Below are 17,001 nucleotides of genomic sequence, written 5' to 3'. Positions count from 1 at the left end.
GTTTTGTTTTAAGACAACGCCACGAATATAACTAACTTTGACAGAATAAAAAAGCGACATAAAAAAAAGCCCAAATTAATGGGCTTTTAAGGTTTGAAGCATTTGTTTTATTTAGATTTATCCTCTTTTAGTCTTTTTAGCTCGTCGAAGTGCTTTTTTATTGGAGTCGCCACTATCAACATCCATTCGTACTTCTTTGTAATTTGCATCATATCGCCAAGAAATACCTACGCCACCATATAATATCGATGGAGTATCTTTGAAATTAGTGCTTATTGAAGCGTCAATTTGAGTGTCTTTATTTATTAAATAAGCGGCACCAGTTCTAACAATAGCATCGCTATAAAAATCGCTTTTATAACCTTGATTTTCTATAAAACCAGACCATTTGTCATTGAATCCTTTTGTAAGTGTTAGTACATAACCATAGCTAGGGTAGTCCGTTGAGATGTAATCAGCGATAATGTTAGTTACAAAAACCCAGGTTCCGTCACCAAAATGGTTTTGAGTAATCAACATTATTTTTGGTGAAATAGTTCCATCAGGAGAAAAAGAATATGGATTATCTGAAAAAGTCAGATTAGCACCTGCAAATACTGATACGGCAGGAATTAACTGATGCCAGTTAAAAGCGTGGTTGGCTTTCCAGCTATAAAGATTGACTTTTTTTTCGTAATTCTTGAAAGGATCGTAAATCAGATATTTAGCGCCAAGGACAGTTTGCTTTAATGCAGATTTTTCTGTGCTACTAAAAAGGGCGTTAACTTTTTCATTTTGGTATTGTAAATCCGCTACAAATTCTAATCTTTCCATAAATAAACCCCATCGTAAAGTAGCATCAACTCCAAAACCATTGGCATCATAATTCAATAAATTATGTTTCTCAGTAATACCGTAAATACCTGTTTCTATTTGGAAAACTGATTTTCCAACTGAAAAAGCAGACATTGTTTCGCCAGGTCTATTTGAGTTTATTTCATCGGTGTGTTGTGCATAATTAAGCATTGGAATCATGAGAAGCGCAACAACAACTGTACTTTTGAATTTGAACATATTATTTTTTTAGGGGTTAAAAAGTAATAACGCATTTCAAATGTACTATATTTTATTATTTATTTAAGAATGATATTTTAATTTTGTCCCGAAGGTTCGGGATGAATTTATTAATTTTGAAAAAAAATTATTTGATTATGCAAACAGCCTCATTCACGGGTTTCATAGAAACGATATTTTATATTATGGCTTTCTATTATATTTTTAAGTTTTTGGCCAAATTATTTTTGCCATTAATCGTTAAAAAAGTAGTAGAAAAAGCAGGAGAGAGTTTTCAACAACAGCAACAATATGCCCAAGATAGTTCTTGGCAGAAATCTTCCAATAAGGATGAGGTTATATATGATACTACCCATGCTAAAAATCCTCGCGAAACCAAAAAAGTAGGGGATTACGTTGATTACGAAGAAATAGATTAAATTTGTCGTTTATACTATTCGTTGATACTCTAATCCAAACCGTTTTAAATTGAAAATAATAAATAAGTTCTATCCACACGCGCTAGCCCTAATTGGTTTTGTCCTCATTTCTCTTATCTATTTTTATCCTGTATTGCAAGGCAAGCAAATCTTTCAATCAGATATTGCTCAATATACAGGTATGGCTAAAGAGCAAAATGATTTTAGAGCCTCAGATCATGAAGAGCCTTACTGGACTAACTCGGCTTTTGGCGGTATGCCAACGTATCAGTTAGGAGCAAAATACCCACACGATTATATCGGAGCTATTGATGATGCTTTGCGATTTCTACCTCGCCCAGCAGATTATTTATTTCTTTATTTTATTGGGTTTTATGGGTTGTTATTGGTTTTAAAAGTAGATCCTCTTAAAGCTTTTTTTGGCGCTATCGCTTTTGGTTTTTCAACCTATTTGATTATAATTCTTGGTGTCGGACACAATGCCAAAGCGCATGCAATTGGGTATATGCCATTAGTTATTGCTGGTTTTATATTGGTTTTTCAACGAAAATATATTCTGGGAGGATTGATTACTTTGTTTGCAACAGCCTTAGAAATTAATGCGAATCACTTCCAAATGACCTATTATTTATTGATTTTCTTATTGATACTTTCAGGTTATTTTATTTATCAAGCAGTAAAAGAGAAACAATATAAAGAACTGTTAACCTCTTGTGGTGTATTAGCCGTGGCAGGTATATTTGCTATTGGAGCAAATGCAACTAATTTATTAGCGACTACAGAATATACTGATTTTAGCACGCGTGGAAAAAGCGAATTGACTTTTAATCCAGATGGTTCTAAAATTGTTGGAAACAGTGCGCTATCCAGAGATTATATTACGGAGTACAGTTACGGAATCACCGAAAGTTTCAATCTTATTGCTCCAAGACTTTTTGGAGGCTCTAATAGTGAAGCAGTAGGGACAGATAGTAGCATGTATGAATTCATGATTGGTCAAGGGGTACCAGAAGCACAAGCAAGCGATTTTGTTTCGGGATTACCAACCTATTGGGGAGATCAGCCTATTGTTGCCGCACCAGCTTACATTGGGGTTGTGGTTTTCTTTTTGGCAGTTTTAGCTTTATTTATTGACAAACGAAAAATAAAATATGTGTTTTTTGCAGGCGCAATGTTTGCATTAATACTTTCATGGGGGAAAAACTTTGCTCTTTTGACAGACTTTTTTATAGATCATGTTCCCATGTATAATAAGTTTAGAGCTGTTTCATCAATACAAGTTCTATTAGAATTATGTTTTCCAGTTTTGGCAATTATGGGATTGCAATCTTTTTTTATGTCCGAAAAAGAACAACAAACTAAGGGATTGGTTCAAACTGGAATTTTTGGTTTGGGAGTTATTGTTATTTTGTTTTTGTGCAAAAGCATGTTTAGTTTCTCTGGAAGTGGTGACAGCTATTTTTTACAGACCTACGGACCTAGTTTTGTCGATGCATTAAAAGCAGACAGAAAAAGTCTTTATAGTGCTGATTTATTGCGTTCCGCTTTCTTTATTTTAGTTTCAGCAGGAATATTATGGTTGTTTATTAAAAATAGATTTGCTCAAAATACCGCTATAATAGTAGTAGGACTTTTGATGATTTTTGATTTGTTTTTTGTAGATAAAAGATATGTTTCAGGAAAAGATTTTGTAAGCGGAAGAGAAGTTGCAGTTCCTTTTCAAGAAACACCTACTGATGCTCAGATTTTACAGGACACAACTCATTACCGAGTTTTTGAAGTTTCGGGTAATTTATCAAGCGCTAGAGCATCGTACTTCCATAAGTCTATTGGAGGGTATAGCGCAGTGAAACCAAGAAGAATGCAGCAATTATTTGATTATCAAATTGCTAAAAATAATTTAGAAATCTTGAACATGCTTAATGTTAAGTATGTAATTCAAGCCGATAAAGAAGGGAAAGAATTTCCAACTTTAAATCCAGAAATTAATGGAAATGCCTGGTTTGTAAGACAGATTGAATTAGTGGATTCTGCTGATAATGAGATGAAAGCTTTAGATCACTTAGATTCTAAAAACGTAGCAGTTGTAAATGATTTTGAGTTTGGTTCTAGATTTAAATCAGATCCTAAAAGCTTTGTTAAAGACAGTTCAGCTGTAATAAAATTAGATGTTTATAAACCCAATTATTTAAAATATTCTGCTACTAATTCACATGAAGGAGTTGCTGTTTTTTCTGAAATGTATTATAAAAATGGTTGGAATGCTTATATAGACGGAAATAAAACTGATGTTTTTCAGGCTAATTATGTTTTAAGAGCATTAAAAATTCCATCAGGAAATCATACTATAGAATTTAAGTTTGAACCGCAAGTAGTTCAAACAGGAAGTACAATTGCATTAATAAGTTCTGTTTGCATTTTGATATTGTTAGTAGGTGGGATTTATTTTGAACAAAGAGGAAAACAAAAGAGTAAAGACAATGAGAATTAGTCTGATTGTTTTACTAAAATTGTACATTTGAATATGAAATCTTTACATAAAAAAGAAAATAAATTAATGCAAAAAGAAATTGAAGTTTCTGATTTGCAAAAAACATATGCTGAAAGATTAGAACGATTTATGGTTTTGGTTGAGATTTCGTATGCCTTAAAAACAGCACCAAGAATTATTCAGAAAAAATAATGCTTCAAGAAATTTTAGATATTTGGGAAAAACTCAATGAATATAATGTTCGTTATCTAACTATTGGCGGATTAGCAGTAAATATTTATGGGTATACCAGAAACACAGGTGATATTGATTTATTGATTGAAGATACTATTGAAAATAGAAAAAATCTTCGTCTTGCTTTTGCAGCAATTGGAATTGGAGATTTTGAATCACTTGAAACCATGCAATTTGTTGTAGGATTTACAGATTTTACTATTTCTTATGGGTTGAGGTTAGATGTAATGACTTCTATTAAAGGATTAGAAAATGAAAAATTTGATAATTTACTGCAAAATTCAACTATTGTTTTCCTGAAAGAAATTCCAGTATATTTTTTAGATTATGATAATTTGATAAAAGCTAAAAAAGCCACAAATCGTCCTAAAGATATTTTAGATATTGAAGAGTTAGAAAAACTAAATAAAAAGAAGGATTAAAAATTGTTGTTGAACAATTTTTTACTAGTGAATAGTCTGTGCATATTATAAGTTTAAAATTAAACTTATAAATTTAAAAAATAGTAAACCTGAAACTTGGAACAAAAAAAACTATTAATAATTACCTATTATTGGCCACCAGCAGGAGGGCCAGGAGTGCAACGTTGGCTTAAGTTTGTAAAATATTTGCCAGATTTTGGTATTCTGCCCACTGTATATATTCCAGAAAATCCAACCTATCCTATTGTTGATGAAGCATTAGTAAATGAAGTTTCGGATAAAGCCATTATAGTAAAACATAAAATTTTTGAACCCTATCAATTGGCTTCTTTCTTTTCGAAGAATAAAACCAAAAAAATCAGTTCTGGAATTATTCCCAATAAAAAGAAACAATCTTTTTTGGATAAAACCTTTCTTTGGATTCGAGGAAATTTGTTTATACCGGATGCCCGTATTTTTTGGGTAAAACCATCAGTTTCGTATTTAGAGAAATACATTTTAGAGCATAATATTGATACCATTGTAACTTCGGGACCACCTCATAGTTTACATCTTATTGGATTAGAATTAAAAGAAAAATTGAATGTAAAATGGTTTGCTGATTTCAGAGATCCATGGACCACGATTGGGTATCATAAAGCATTGCGATTGTCTAAGTATGCGGCTAATAAACACAAGGCGTTAGAGCATAAAGTATTGAATTCAGCCGATACAATTATCGTTACCAGTAAAACTACAAAAACCGAATTTCAAGCCATTACTAGTAAACCAATTGCGGTTATTACCAATGGATATGATACCGAAGAAGTAGCAAAACAAACCTTAGATACTAAATTTAGTTTAGCTCATATTGGGTCATTTCTATCCGAAAGAAATCCTTTGATTTTATGGGAAAGTTTGGTTGAATTACTTCATGAAATCCCTGATTTTAAGTCTCATTTAGAAATAAAATTAATTGGTGCGGTGAGTCAGGAAGTTTTAGAAACCATCTCTCAATATGGATTAAATGGATATGTTAATAATTTAGGGTATGTATCGCACACCGAAGCAATTGCTCATCAAAGAAATTCTCAGGTTTTGTTGTTGATAGAAATTGATTCACAGGATACCAAAAGTATTATTCCGGGTAAATTATTTGAATATATGGTTTCTGACCGACCAATAGTGGCTATTGGCCCAAAGGATTCCGATTTTGCGGAAATTATAACCAATACAAATACAGGCGTATTCTTTGACTATTCTGAAAAAATGAAACTAAAAAGTGTAATTTTGGACTTTTATAACCAGTTTTTAGAAGGTAAATTGCAAGTAAACGGAATAGGATTACAGCATTATTCCAGAAAAAATCTAACGAAAGAATTGGCTAAACTGATTCAGAAATAACACAATTTTAAACCTTAAAATCCTAAAATGGGAATAGTATTAAATCAATCTTTAAAGAATACAATAATAACATACATTGGTTTTGGGATTGGTGCCATAAATACAATTTATTTATATCCCGTTTTTTTAGGAGCTACTTATTATGCTTTATCGAACTATTTAGTTTCTTCGGCAAATGTAATTATGCCACTTTTTGCTATTGGGATGCAAAACACATTAGTAAAATATTATTCGCAATATAAAACGGAAAAAGAGCGTTCTGAATTTTTATCTTTTACAGTGCTATTTCCTTTACTGCTGTGTATTCCGTTAGTTTTAATATCCTTGTTTTTTTATGATGATATAACAAGCTTTTTGTCGAAAGAAAATCCAGTAGTTAAAACCTTTGTTTGGTTAATTCCTTTCATAGCCTTGTGTATGGCTTATTTTGAAATTTTCTATGCTTGGGCAAGAGTACATATGCATTCTGTTTTTGGAAATTTCATTAAAGAAGTTGGTTTGCGACTCTTGTTTTTAGGAGCTTTAATAGCAGTATACCTTAAATGGATTACTGTAGTTGAATTTACATATTTGACCGCGGGTATATATTTATTGGCATTATTAGTGACTATGTTTTATGCCTTTTATATTAAGAAACCCGTTTTTCAATTTAGTATTCCAGAAAATGTCAAAGGTATAATGGAGTATTCTTTTTATATCATTTTGTCAGGAAGTGTGGCTAATTTACTTTTGGATGGAGATAAAATGATTCTTAATCAATATATGAAAATTGAGAATATTGCGTATTATTCAGTTGCTACTTATATTGCTTTGGTAATCTCGGTTCCAAGTCGTGCAATGCATCAAATCGTGTATCCTATTACCGCTAAACTGATGCACGAAAACAAACATGATGAACTTAATGATTTGTACAAAAAGACTTCGATTAATCTTCAAATGGTTGGAGGATTTGTTATGCTATGTATTTTTGTAAACATAGATCAATTATACGAATTGGTACCAAAAGAATATGCAGGAGGGATTATGGTTGTTTTTATGATTGGGCTTTCTAAATATTTTGATTTGATATTAGGGAATAATAATGCTATTATTTTTAATTCAAAATACTACCGAATGGTTTTGTTTTTAGGACTTATGCTAGTCTTTTTAACTATTAGTTTAAATATGTTTTTTATACCACGATACGGTATAATTGGTTCTGCTTTTGCTACTTTATTATCGATAACTTTATATAGTATAGCCAAATTACTTTTTGTTGTCAAACGAATGCATTTGTATCCTTTTACAAATCAAACACTCTATTCTATTGGGATAACATTTGTTATATTCTTACTGTTTTATTTTTGGAAATTTCCCTTTCATCCTATTATTGCTATAGGAATGAAGTCCGTTTTAGTGACAATATTATATGTTTATGTCAACTATAAATTTGTTATTTCTCCTGAAATAAATCAAGCATTGAATGTTGTATTCAAAAAATTGAAAATCCAAAAATAAACTCTTTTACTTATAAAATCACTAAAAGTGGGTATGGTATGAACTTTAGGTATTGCCTATTTTTGTAAAGTATCTTTAAATAGATATTTTAAAAATGGGAACAAACTAAATTCAACGTTTATGAAAGGGACTCAATTAATAAATGAAGAGAGTTTTCAAAATTTCTCTAAATCAATTGCGAATAAAATTCATAAAGGATTTATTCTAGAGGAACTCAATGATAAATTGCCTTTTGCTATTTTATCCAAAAAAGGAAAACAGATTAATCATGGATTTAATTTTTTGATTTCTTGTTTTACTTTTGGACTTTGGTTTATTCCATGGATTTATTTAACCTATGTTTCTAAAACCAAAAAGATATTAGTAGCCTTAGATGAAGACGGAAATGTTTTTCAAGAAGATTGCTACATTGGATAGTTTATAACTTTTCTCTTAAATATTTTCCTGTTATAGATTCATCTATTTTTACAATATTCTCAGGAGTTCCTGTGGCCAATAACTTACCTCCATTTTCGCCACCTTCTGGTCCAAGATCAATAATCCAATCTGCACATTTTATCAAATCAAGATTGTGTTCAATTACAAGTATCGAATGCCCTTTTTCTATCAATGCATCGAATGACGCTAATAGTTTTTTGATGTCATGAAAGTGTAATCCAGTTGTTGGTTCGTCAAATACAAATAAAGCTTTGTCTTTTGTAGCTCCTTTTACTAAAAACGAAGCCAACTTAATACGTTGCGCTTCACCACCAGATAATGTTGATGAAGATTGCCCTAATTGAACGTATCCTAATCCAACATCCTGAAGTGGTTGTAGTTTTTGTGTGATTTTATTTTGTTTAGTTTCTTTAAAGAATGCTATCGAGTCATCAATAGTCATTGTTAAAATATCATTGATATTCTTGCCTTCAAAATAGACTTCTAGAACTTCTTTTTTGAATCGTTTTCCATTACAAGTTTCACACGGCAATTGTACATCAGCCATGAATACCATTTCTACATTAATAGAGCCTTCTCCTTTGCAAGTTTCACATCTTCCACCATCGACATTAAAAGAAAAATGTTTAGCTTGATATCCTCTTATTTTAGAAAGTTTTTCTTTAGCATACAATTCTCTAATGTCATCATACGCTTTGATATAAGTGACAGGATTGGAGCGTGAACTTCTACCAATAGGATTCTGATCTACATATTCAATATGTTTTATTTGCGAAAAAGAGCCTCCAAGTTCTGTAAACTGACCTGCTTTTTCACCAGCATTATCAAGCTTTTTTTGCATTGCAGGAAACAGAATTTTTTTTACCAGTGTACTTTTTCCGCTTCCAGAAACACCTGTTATTACAGTCAATACATCTAAAGGAAAAGTAACATCAATGTTTTGAAGATTGTTCTCTCTAGCGCCTTTTATTTCAATGAAATTCTTGAATGGTCTTCTTTTCTTTGGAACAGCAATTTCTAAATCTCCATTTAAATAGCGAGCAGTTAGCGAAGCTGATTTTAATATTTCTTCATAGGTACCTTGAGCAACTAAATTCCCTCCGAGCGTTCCTGCTTCTGGACCAATATCAATAATCATATCGGCCGCTTTCATAATATCTTCATCATGTTCCACCACAATAACGGTATTGCCTAAATCTCTTAATGATAGCAATACTTTTATCAAGCGCTCCGTATCTTTTGGGTGTAAACCAATACTAGGTTCGTCTAAAATATACATCGAACCTACCAGACTACTTCCTAATGAAGTGGCTAGATTAATACGCTGTGATTCACCCCCTGAAAGTGAAGCTGAATTTCTATTTAGGGTCAAATAATCCAATCCAACTTCGGTTAAAAAAGATAATCGATTGTTAATTTCAATCAATAAACGTTTCGCAATTTGTTTTTCATACACATCTAAATCGATGTTTTTGAAAAAACTAACAAGATGTTTTATAGGTAAATCAACTAAGTCCGAAACGGTTTTAGAATTTATTTTGACATATGATGCTTCTGTGCGTAGGCGTTTACCATTGCAGGAATTACATTTAGTTTTGCCTCTGTAGCGCGAAAGCATTACACGGTTTTGGATTTTATAATTCTTTTCCTCAAGTTCTTTAAAGAAATCATTTAAACCTTGAAAATACTTGTTTCCTTTCCAAATCAGTTCTTTTTGTTCCTCTGTCAACTGATAAAAAGGTTTGTGAATTGGAAAGTCAAATTTATAGGCGTTGTTTACTAGTTCATCACGAAACCAGCTCATACTTTCTCCTCGCCAAGGAAAAATAGCATTTTCGTAAATTGATAAAGTCGTGTTAGGAATTACTAATTCGGCATCAACACCAATAATTTTTCCATATCCTTCACAAACTGGACAAGCTCCATAAGGATTATTAAAACTAAACAAGTGAACATTTGGTTCTAAAAACGTCATTCCATCCATTTCAAAATTGTTTGAATAGGAGTATCTTTTTTCTGAGTTAAGTTCTTGTAGGTAACAAATTCCTTTTCCTTCAAAAAAAGCAGTTTGAACTGCATCTGCTAATCGGTTGTAAAATTCATCTTCCTCTTTTACAACTATTCGGTCAATAATTAGAAGAATATCTTTGTGAGCAAGAGAACTTGGTAAATCGTCTAAACGAACCATTTCTGTACCAACTAAAATTCTTGAAAAACCTTGTTGTAAGAGCACTTTTAGTTTGTCTTCCAGTTGTCTTCCTTCTTCGAGATGAATAGGAGCCAGGAGTAACCATTTGCTGTCAAGCGTAAAATTTTTAACATCATTGATTACATCAGAAACGGTATTTTTTTTGACTTCTTGACCTGAAACTGGCGAAAAAGTTCTTCCAATTCTAGCATAAAGCAATTTAATATAATCGTAAATTTCTGTAGAAGTACCAACCGTTGAACGTGCATTGGTCGTATTTACTTTTTGCTCAATAGCAATTGCGGGTGCAATTCCTTTGATATACTCTACTTTTGGTTTGTCTAACCTACCTAAAAATTGTCTGGCGTAAGAGGATAGACTTTCTACATAACGTCGTTGTCCTTCTGCATATAAAGTGTCAAATGCTAAACTTGACTTTCCAGAGCCTGAAAGTCCGGTAATCACCACTAGTTTATTTCTAGGAATAGCAACATCTACATTTTTTAGATTATGAACTTGCGCTCCCTTAATTATGATATTTTTCTTAGGATCTAGTTTAGAAAGGTCAATTTGCATACAAACAATTAATTTTTACAAAAGTAGTCAATTTTCAGATGAGAAAAAGGGTTCAACAATTCACAAATTTTATAGATAAATACATTTTTAATAAAAAGGAAAGCTCAAAATACCTATTTTTAATGTGTATAGTTTATGTATAGGTTTTACATCAACAAGAAAACTTTTTTAGTTTTAGTTTTACAGTAAATTAATATTCCATTATAAATGAAAAACCTTTTTTGTTTTGTACTCTTATTGATATCTTCTTTTGTTTTTTCTCAAGAGTTGCCTCCAATTGTAAAATATGCTCCTATAACATATGGAGGTGGAAATCAGAATTGGATGATTTCACAAGATCAAAATCACTATGTTTATTTTGCAAATAACGAAGGTCTTCTAGAATTCAATGGTTCTAACTGGGTACTTTATCCATCGCCTAATGAAACAATTATTCGTTCGGTTAAAGTTATAAATGATAGAATTTATACCGGATGTTACATGGAATTTGGTTTTTGGACTAGACAAGTTAATGGTAAATTAAAATATACTTCACTCAGTAGAACTATTAAAAGCAAAATTCTAGATGATGAACAGTTTTGGAATGTTTTGAAGTACGATCAGTTCGTTATTTTTCAATCTTTAAATAGGATTTATATTTATGATACCAAAAACAGAAATATTAGAATTATCGCTCCTAGAAATAGTATTGTTAAATCTTTTAGAGCCAATAATTCTATTTATTTCCAAACCATAAATGACGGTCTTTACGAAATTGAGAATGGGCGAGGTCGTTTGATTTCAAATCATCCCATTTTGAAGACAAACCGAATCGTTAATATTTTTTCTATTGATGATGGACTTTTGATTCAGACTCAGTTGAATGGTTTTTATAAACTCGTAGGGACAGGTTTGTCTAAATTTTCAACAGATGCAGATTCCGCAATAGAGGCTAGTAGTGTATATAGTAGTCAAATGCTTTCTGACGGTAGTTTTGCACTTGGAACGGTGTCTAATGGTATTTTTATTTTAACTAAAGAGGGGAAAATGAAATATCATATTTCTCAAAATAAAGGGTTAAGTAATAATACAGCCCTATCTTTATTTGAGGATGCTGATAAGAATCTTTGGGTTGGTTTAGACAATGGAATTAACTGTATCAATTTGCAGTCACCTATTAAAAGTTTTGTTGATGATACGGGAATTTTAGGAACGGTTTATGCCTCAAGATTATATAATGGGAAGTTATACATTGGTACAAACCAGGGCTTATTTTATAAAAATTACCAGTCTAATGATGAATTTAAATTTATAAACGGTACCAAGGGACAAGTTTGGTCTTTATTTCAATATGATGGGACTTTGTTTTGTGGTCATGATTCTGGGACTTTTGTAATAGAAGATGGTACAGCCAAAAATATTTTTCCAAATTCTGGCACATGGAATTTTAAGATTGTTCCCAATCATAAAGAGTTTTTACTTCAAGGAAATTATTCGGGAATTTCTGTTTTGATGAAAAACAATAATCAATGGGTTTTTAGAAATAAAATAAGAGGATTCAACTCCTCGTCACGTTATTTTGAAATCACAAATGATTTAGAAGTATATGTAAGCCATGAATACAAAGGCATTTTTGTTATACAGCTAGATAGTAAATTTTATAAAACCAAATCTGTAAAGACATTTTCGTCACCCACAAAAGGGAAAAATGCTAGTTTGAATAAGTATAATAATACGATTTATTATGCCTATAAAGAGGGTATTTTTAGATTGAATCCTAAAACAAAACAATTTGAAAAAGATAAATTGTTAAGTGCTGTTTTTGAGAAAGATGAATATACTTCGGGTAAATTAATTGTAGATGATTCAAACAAAATTTGGTTGTTTTCAAAAAATTATATCCATTATTTTTCATTAGGAAAATTAAGCAATCAGTTGAAACAAAATGTTATTCCTATACCAGCTTCCTTAACAAATTCGATGTTGGGATTTGAAAATGTTACTCAAATTTCGAATACCAATTATTTGATAGGAACTACGGATGGATATTATGTGTTAAATGTTAATGACTTAAGTTTTAAAAATTATAAGGTTACAATATCTAATATTGAAACAAATAAATTGAATGAGAGTTTTAAAGACAATTCTATTGAGGATGAGGGTTGTTTTAAATACGATGAAAATAACATAACATTTAATTATACAGTCCCTGAATTTAATAAATATATTAATGCGGAATACCAGTATTTGTTAGAAGGATTTCAGGATGATTGGAGCAAATGGGGCGCTAAATCCACGGTGAATTTTAAAAATCTACCATCTGGAGATTATACATTTAAAGTGCGCGCAAAATTTGCAAATTCTCCACTTGAGAACACAGCTGTTTATTCGTTTACGATTTTAAAACCTTGGTATGCAACGAATGTTGCACTTTTGCTTTATTTGATGTTGGGATTTATTGTAGCTCGTTTTATTCATAAAGCCTACAAAAACTATTATCATAAACAAAAAGAAAAATTAATAGAAGAAAACAATCTTTTATTAGAAATCAAAGAGCTTGAAAATAGTCAGGAATTAATGCGAATCCGAAATGAGCAATTGTCTAATGTTGTAGATGAAAAAAACAGAGAATTAGCGGTTTCCACTATGAGTTTGAATAGCAAAAATGAATTGCTGACTTTTATTAAAGATGATCTTAAAAAGAACGTACAAGAAGGTAGTGGAAGCATCAAATCTGTGATTACAACAATCAATAAAAATATAACCGAAGAAGATTCTTGGAATGTTTTTAAAGAGGCCTTTGATAGTGCAGATAAGGACTTTTTGAAAAAGGTAAAACTAGCACATCCTTCATTGACTCCAAATGATTTAAGACTATGTGCCTACTTGAGACTGAATCTTTCCTCTAAAGAAGTGGCTCCTTTGCTGAATATTTCGGTTCGAAGCGTAGAGATAAAAAGATATCGTTTGCGTAAAAAAATGGAGTTATCGCATGAACAAGGACTAGTTGAATATATTATGGCTGTATAGGAACAGTCTTTTACAGCTTATAAAACTATACATTACCACAACAATACCGTTATCGTTGTGGTTTTTTTGTTCCTAATGAAAAGTCAGCTTCTTAATTTTGTCTTAAATTCTTAGGTTTTTTTTAAGAAAAAAAATAAAATCTAGTTTTTTTTAGATTGTATGTTTTTTGTTGAGGTTCATCTTAATCTATTATTATGTAGTTACGATTAGTTTTATAACTCACAAAAAACACAAAATTATGAAGTCAAATTATCTATTAATTATTTTTCTGCTTCTGTCTACTTTTGGTTTTGCCCAAAGTTATGACATTGGCGGAGTAGTAAAAGAAACAACTTCGGGATTGCCTCTGCCTGGAGTAAATGTTCAAGTTAAAAATTCCCAAAAAAGTACTATAACGGATTTTGATGGACAATTCATGTTGAAAGGAGTTTCGTCAGGAACTACGCTTGTATTTTCTTATGTGGGCTACAAAAATTTTGAATATAAAGTAACCTCAAGCAGTAATACTATTGTTATTTCATTAAAAGAAGATTCGAAGGTATTAGATGAAGTAGTAGTTATTGGTTATGGTAGCCAGAAAAAAAGACAGGTAACTGGAGCTGTATCTGTTTTGGATAGTAAAACATTGGATGTTTTAAAACCAGTAAAAATAGAGCAAGCCTTACAAGGAACTGTTTCTGGTGTGAACGTAACCACCACTTCAGGTGCTCCTGGAGCAGCTTTAGATATTCGTATTCGTGGTATAGCAACAAACGGACAAAATGGACCAACTACTATTATTGATGGATATGTAGGTGAACTAGGATTATTAAACCCAAATGATATTGAATCTATTACAGTATTGAAAGATGCACAAGCGGCTATTTATGGTACTATTGGTGCTAATGGTATCATCTTGGTTACTACAAAAACAGGAAAGAAAAATGCTAAGACCAAAGTTTCTTTCAATACATATACTGGTTTTCAAGAAACTTCAAGAACGCTTCCAACATTAAATGCAACAGAATATGCTTTGTTGCTTAATGAAAGTTATGCTAATGGCGGAAAAGCAATCCCTATTCCAATTGTGTCAGGTTTAGGAAAAGGAACCAATTGGCAAAATGAGGTTTTTAAAAGTGGTGTACCTTTAATAAATCATGATATTTCTATTACAGGTGGTTCTGATAAGGTAACTTATGCTGTCAGTGGTTCCCACTTAGATCAAGAAGGGATTATAGGAGGCAGTAAATCAGGGTTCTTAAGAAACACGGCTAGAGTCGCTTTAGGAGCTGATTTAAGTGATAAATTGAAATTGAAAACGAATGTTATTTATACATATTTCAATAGAAAATCATTGAATGAAAACGGATTAGGTTCTGTGTTGTTTAATGCATTGAATACTCCAGCTACTTTGTCTCCTTATGATGCTAATGGTGATTATACATTAGTGCCAAGTACTACAGGATTAGGGATAGAAATCATAAATCCATTAGCTCAGATTTCAAATACTTATAATGATTATAATTTCAAAAAGTTGAATGGAAACTTTGGTTTAGATTATAAACTCTTTGACGGTTTTGTACTTTCGAGTTCTATGGGATTCAATACTTCTAATAGTGAATCAAGAAATTTTGCAAAACAAGTTAGTTATGGAGGAAAAGTGTTTGATGTAGCAAGAAGTTCTGTTTCTCAATCAGCTGTTAACGACAATGATTACTCTTTTGATATTTTTGGAACGTATACCAAAAAAATTGCGGATAGTCATAACTTTTCAGCCACACTAGGAAATACCATATACAAACAATGGGGTAATGGTTTATTTGCTACAGGATATGATGTTCCAAATAATTCATGGGATTATGCTGATATTTCATTAGCCAATGGCGTATTAGAAGCTAAAACAAATGGCTCGTATAGCTATGACGAAAGAAGACTTTCTTATTTCGGTAGAATGCAATACGATTATAAAGGAAAATATCTTTTGTCTGCTATGTTAAGACGTGATGCTTCTACAAAATTTGGACCAGGGAATAGAGTAGGTTACTTTCCTTCTTTTACAGCAGGTTGGGTGATTTCTGACGAAGGTTTTTATGGAGATGCTAAAGTTGTGAACTTTATGAAATTAAGAGCTAGTTATGGAACCCTTGGTAACGATCAAATTCCTAATAATGGTTACATTTCTCAGTTAACAGGTGAAGGAACTTATGTTTTTGATGGTGCTTTAGCAACAGGAACCGCTACAGGTCAAGTGCCTAATCCTAATATTAAATGGGAAGAAGCTAGAAAATTTGATGTTGGTTTAGACCTTAAATTATTGGATAACAAAGTGTCTATTGTTACCGATTATTTTATTGATACTAGAGCTGATTTGTTAATACCAAACATACCGGTTTCGGGAATTACTGGGAATGCTGCTCCAGGAGCTAGTTCTCCTACTATTAATGCTGGAACCGTACGAAATTCAGGTCTAGAGTTTTCTGTTGATTACAAAAACAAATTTTCAGATACTTTTTCTATGAGTGCAGGCTACAATATTACCTTCCTTAAAAATGAAGTCTTAGAAGTAAATAACGGAATAGGATTTATTGAAGGAGGATCATTTGGAGTAGGTCAGCCAGCTTCTTCAAGAATGGAAGTAGGTCAGCCAATAGGTTATTTTTATGGATATAAAATGGATGGAATTTTTCAAAATCAATCAGAAATTGATGCGCATCCTTCTCAAATTGCTTTAGGTGCTAATGCTGCGCCTGGAGATATTCGTTATGTTGATATAAATGGCGATGGAGTTATTGATACTAAAGACAGATCAAATATTGGAGATCCAATTCCAACAGCAACAATGGGTTTCAATCTACAGTTGAATTATAAAAATATAGATTTTGCAGTATATACTTTTGCTTCTGTTGGTAATGATATGATTAGAAATTATGAAAGAACACTTTCTGACGCAAATCGTTTAGACTATGTTCTTGATAGATGGACTGGTCAAGGTACGACTAATGCTACTCCAAGAGTTACAACCGGAGCTACAGCTAACAATGTTTTGTCTAGTTATTTTGTTGAAGATGCTTCTTATTTAAGAATCCAAAACATTCAACTGGGGTATACATTAAATCAGAAAACAGCCGAAAAAATAGGAATGACTAAGCTGAGATTCTATACCGGCGTTAACAACCTTTATACGTTTACAAAATACAAAGGCTTTGACCCAGGAGCATCTAATGGAGCTCCTATTGGCGGAGGAATCGATTATGGTTTTTATCCTATACCAAGAACCTATATGTTAGGATTAAACATTAATTTTTAATTAAT

11 protein-coding genes are annotated in these 17,001 nt (G+C 31.7%); 9 read left to right on the top strand and 2 right to left on the bottom strand.

Annotation, left to right across the window (positions count from 1 at the left end; genetic code table 11):
* Positions 1-117: 117 nt before the first annotated feature.
* Positions 118-1,053: a transporter gene (locus C8C88_RS02120; RefSeq protein WP_199711378.1), complete on the bottom strand. Its 936-nt coding sequence runs from the start codon at positions 1,051-1,053 to the stop codon at positions 118-120.
* A 137-nt stretch (positions 1,054-1,190) separates the two neighbouring features.
* On the opposite strand from C8C88_RS02120, the gene C8C88_RS02115 reads away from it, so the two are divergent.
* The 7 genes from C8C88_RS02115 (at position 1,191) to C8C88_RS02090 (ending at position 7,916) form a co-directional block, all read left to right on the top strand.
* Positions 1,191-1,472, top strand: coding sequence for a DUF4834 family protein (locus tag C8C88_RS02115; protein ID WP_121338525.1), 282 nt, complete (start codon positions 1,191-1,193; stop codon positions 1,470-1,472).
* 49 nt (positions 1,473-1,521) lie between these two features.
* Positions 1,522-3,963 (top strand): YfhO family protein, encoded by a 2,442-nt coding sequence (locus C8C88_RS02110; RefSeq protein ID WP_121336554.1) that lies wholly within the window; start codon positions 1,522-1,524, stop codon positions 3,961-3,963.
* A gap of 33 nt (positions 3,964-3,996) precedes the next feature.
* Positions 3,997-4,155, top strand: a complete 159-nt coding sequence (locus tag C8C88_RS12910) for a hypothetical protein (RefSeq protein WP_199711377.1) — start codon at positions 3,997-3,999, stop codon at positions 4,153-4,155.
* Positions 4,155-4,619, top strand: a complete 465-nt coding sequence (locus C8C88_RS02105) for a DUF6036 family nucleotidyltransferase (protein ID WP_121336553.1) — start codon at positions 4,155-4,157, stop codon at positions 4,617-4,619. Before C8C88_RS12910 ends, C8C88_RS02105 begins: the two co-directional genes overlap by 1 nt.
* Positions 4,620-4,715: 96 nt before the next feature.
* A complete protein-coding gene (locus C8C88_RS02100; RefSeq protein WP_121336552.1) occupies positions 4,716-6,002 on the top strand; it encodes a glycosyltransferase family 4 protein in 1,287 nt (428 codons plus the stop codon).
* A gap of 27 nt (positions 6,003-6,029) precedes the next feature.
* Complete coding sequence (locus C8C88_RS02095) at positions 6,030-7,499, top strand: oligosaccharide flippase family protein (RefSeq protein ID WP_121336551.1); 1,470 nt, start codon at positions 6,030-6,032, stop codon at positions 7,497-7,499.
* A 120-nt stretch (positions 7,500-7,619) separates the two neighbouring features.
* Complete coding sequence (locus C8C88_RS02090; protein ID WP_121336550.1) at positions 7,620-7,916, top strand: hypothetical protein; 297 nt, start codon at positions 7,620-7,622, stop codon at positions 7,914-7,916.
* 1 nt (position 7,917) lies between these two features.
* On the opposite strand, the gene uvrA is transcribed toward C8C88_RS02090, so the two are convergent.
* Positions 7,918-10,701: an excinuclease ABC subunit UvrA gene (gene uvrA / locus C8C88_RS02085; protein WP_121336549.1), complete on the bottom strand. Its 2,784-nt coding sequence runs from the start codon at positions 10,699-10,701 to the stop codon at positions 7,918-7,920.
* 207 nt (positions 10,702-10,908) lie between these two features.
* Between uvrA and C8C88_RS02080 the strand changes: the two genes are divergently transcribed.
* Both C8C88_RS02080 and C8C88_RS02075 read left to right on the top strand, forming a co-directional pair.
* Positions 10,909-13,710 (top strand): triple tyrosine motif-containing protein, encoded by a 2,802-nt coding sequence (locus C8C88_RS02080; protein WP_121336548.1) that lies wholly within the window; start codon positions 10,909-10,911, stop codon positions 13,708-13,710.
* Between the two features lie 238 nt (positions 13,711-13,948).
* Complete coding sequence (locus tag C8C88_RS02075) at positions 13,949-16,996, top strand: TonB-dependent receptor (protein ID WP_121336547.1); 3,048 nt, start codon at positions 13,949-13,951, stop codon at positions 16,994-16,996.
* The last annotated feature ends 5 nt before the right edge of the window (positions 16,997-17,001 follow it).

Origin of the sequence: Flavobacterium sp. 123 (genome assembly GCF_003634825.1) — a bacterium.
GTDB lineage: Bacteria > Bacteroidota > Bacteroidia > Flavobacteriales > Flavobacteriaceae > Flavobacterium.
This window is presented reverse-complemented; position numbering and strand designations above follow the sequence as displayed.

Bases quoted from the DNA above. Each gene is read 5' to 3' on its own strand.
- C8C88_RS02120 (WP_199711378.1), bottom strand. From the start codon at position 1,053: ATGTTCAAATTCAAAAGTACAGTTGTTGTTGCGCTTCTCATGATTCCA.
- C8C88_RS02115 (WP_121338525.1), top strand. From the start codon at position 1,191: ATGCAAACAGCCTCATTCACGGGTTTCATAGAAACGATATTTTATATT.
- C8C88_RS12910 (WP_199711377.1), top strand. From the start codon at position 3,997: ATGAAATCTTTACATAAAAAAGAAAATAAATTAATGCAAAAAGAAATT.
- C8C88_RS02105 (WP_121336553.1), top strand. From the start codon at position 4,155: ATGCTTCAAGAAATTTTAGATATTTGGGAAAAACTCAATGAATATAAT.
- C8C88_RS02095 (WP_121336551.1), top strand. From the start codon at position 6,030: ATGGGAATAGTATTAAATCAATCTTTAAAGAATACAATAATAACATAC.
- C8C88_RS02090 (WP_121336550.1), top strand. From the start codon at position 7,620: ATGAAAGGGACTCAATTAATAAATGAAGAGAGTTTTCAAAATTTCTCT.
- uvrA (WP_121336549.1), bottom strand. From the start codon at position 10,701: ATGCAAATTGACCTTTCTAAACTAGATCCTAAGAAAAATATCATAATT.
- C8C88_RS02080 (WP_121336548.1), top strand. From the start codon at position 10,909: ATGAAAAACCTTTTTTGTTTTGTACTCTTATTGATATCTTCTTTTGTT.
- C8C88_RS02075 (WP_121336547.1), top strand. From the start codon at position 13,949: ATGAAGTCAAATTATCTATTAATTATTTTTCTGCTTCTGTCTACTTTT.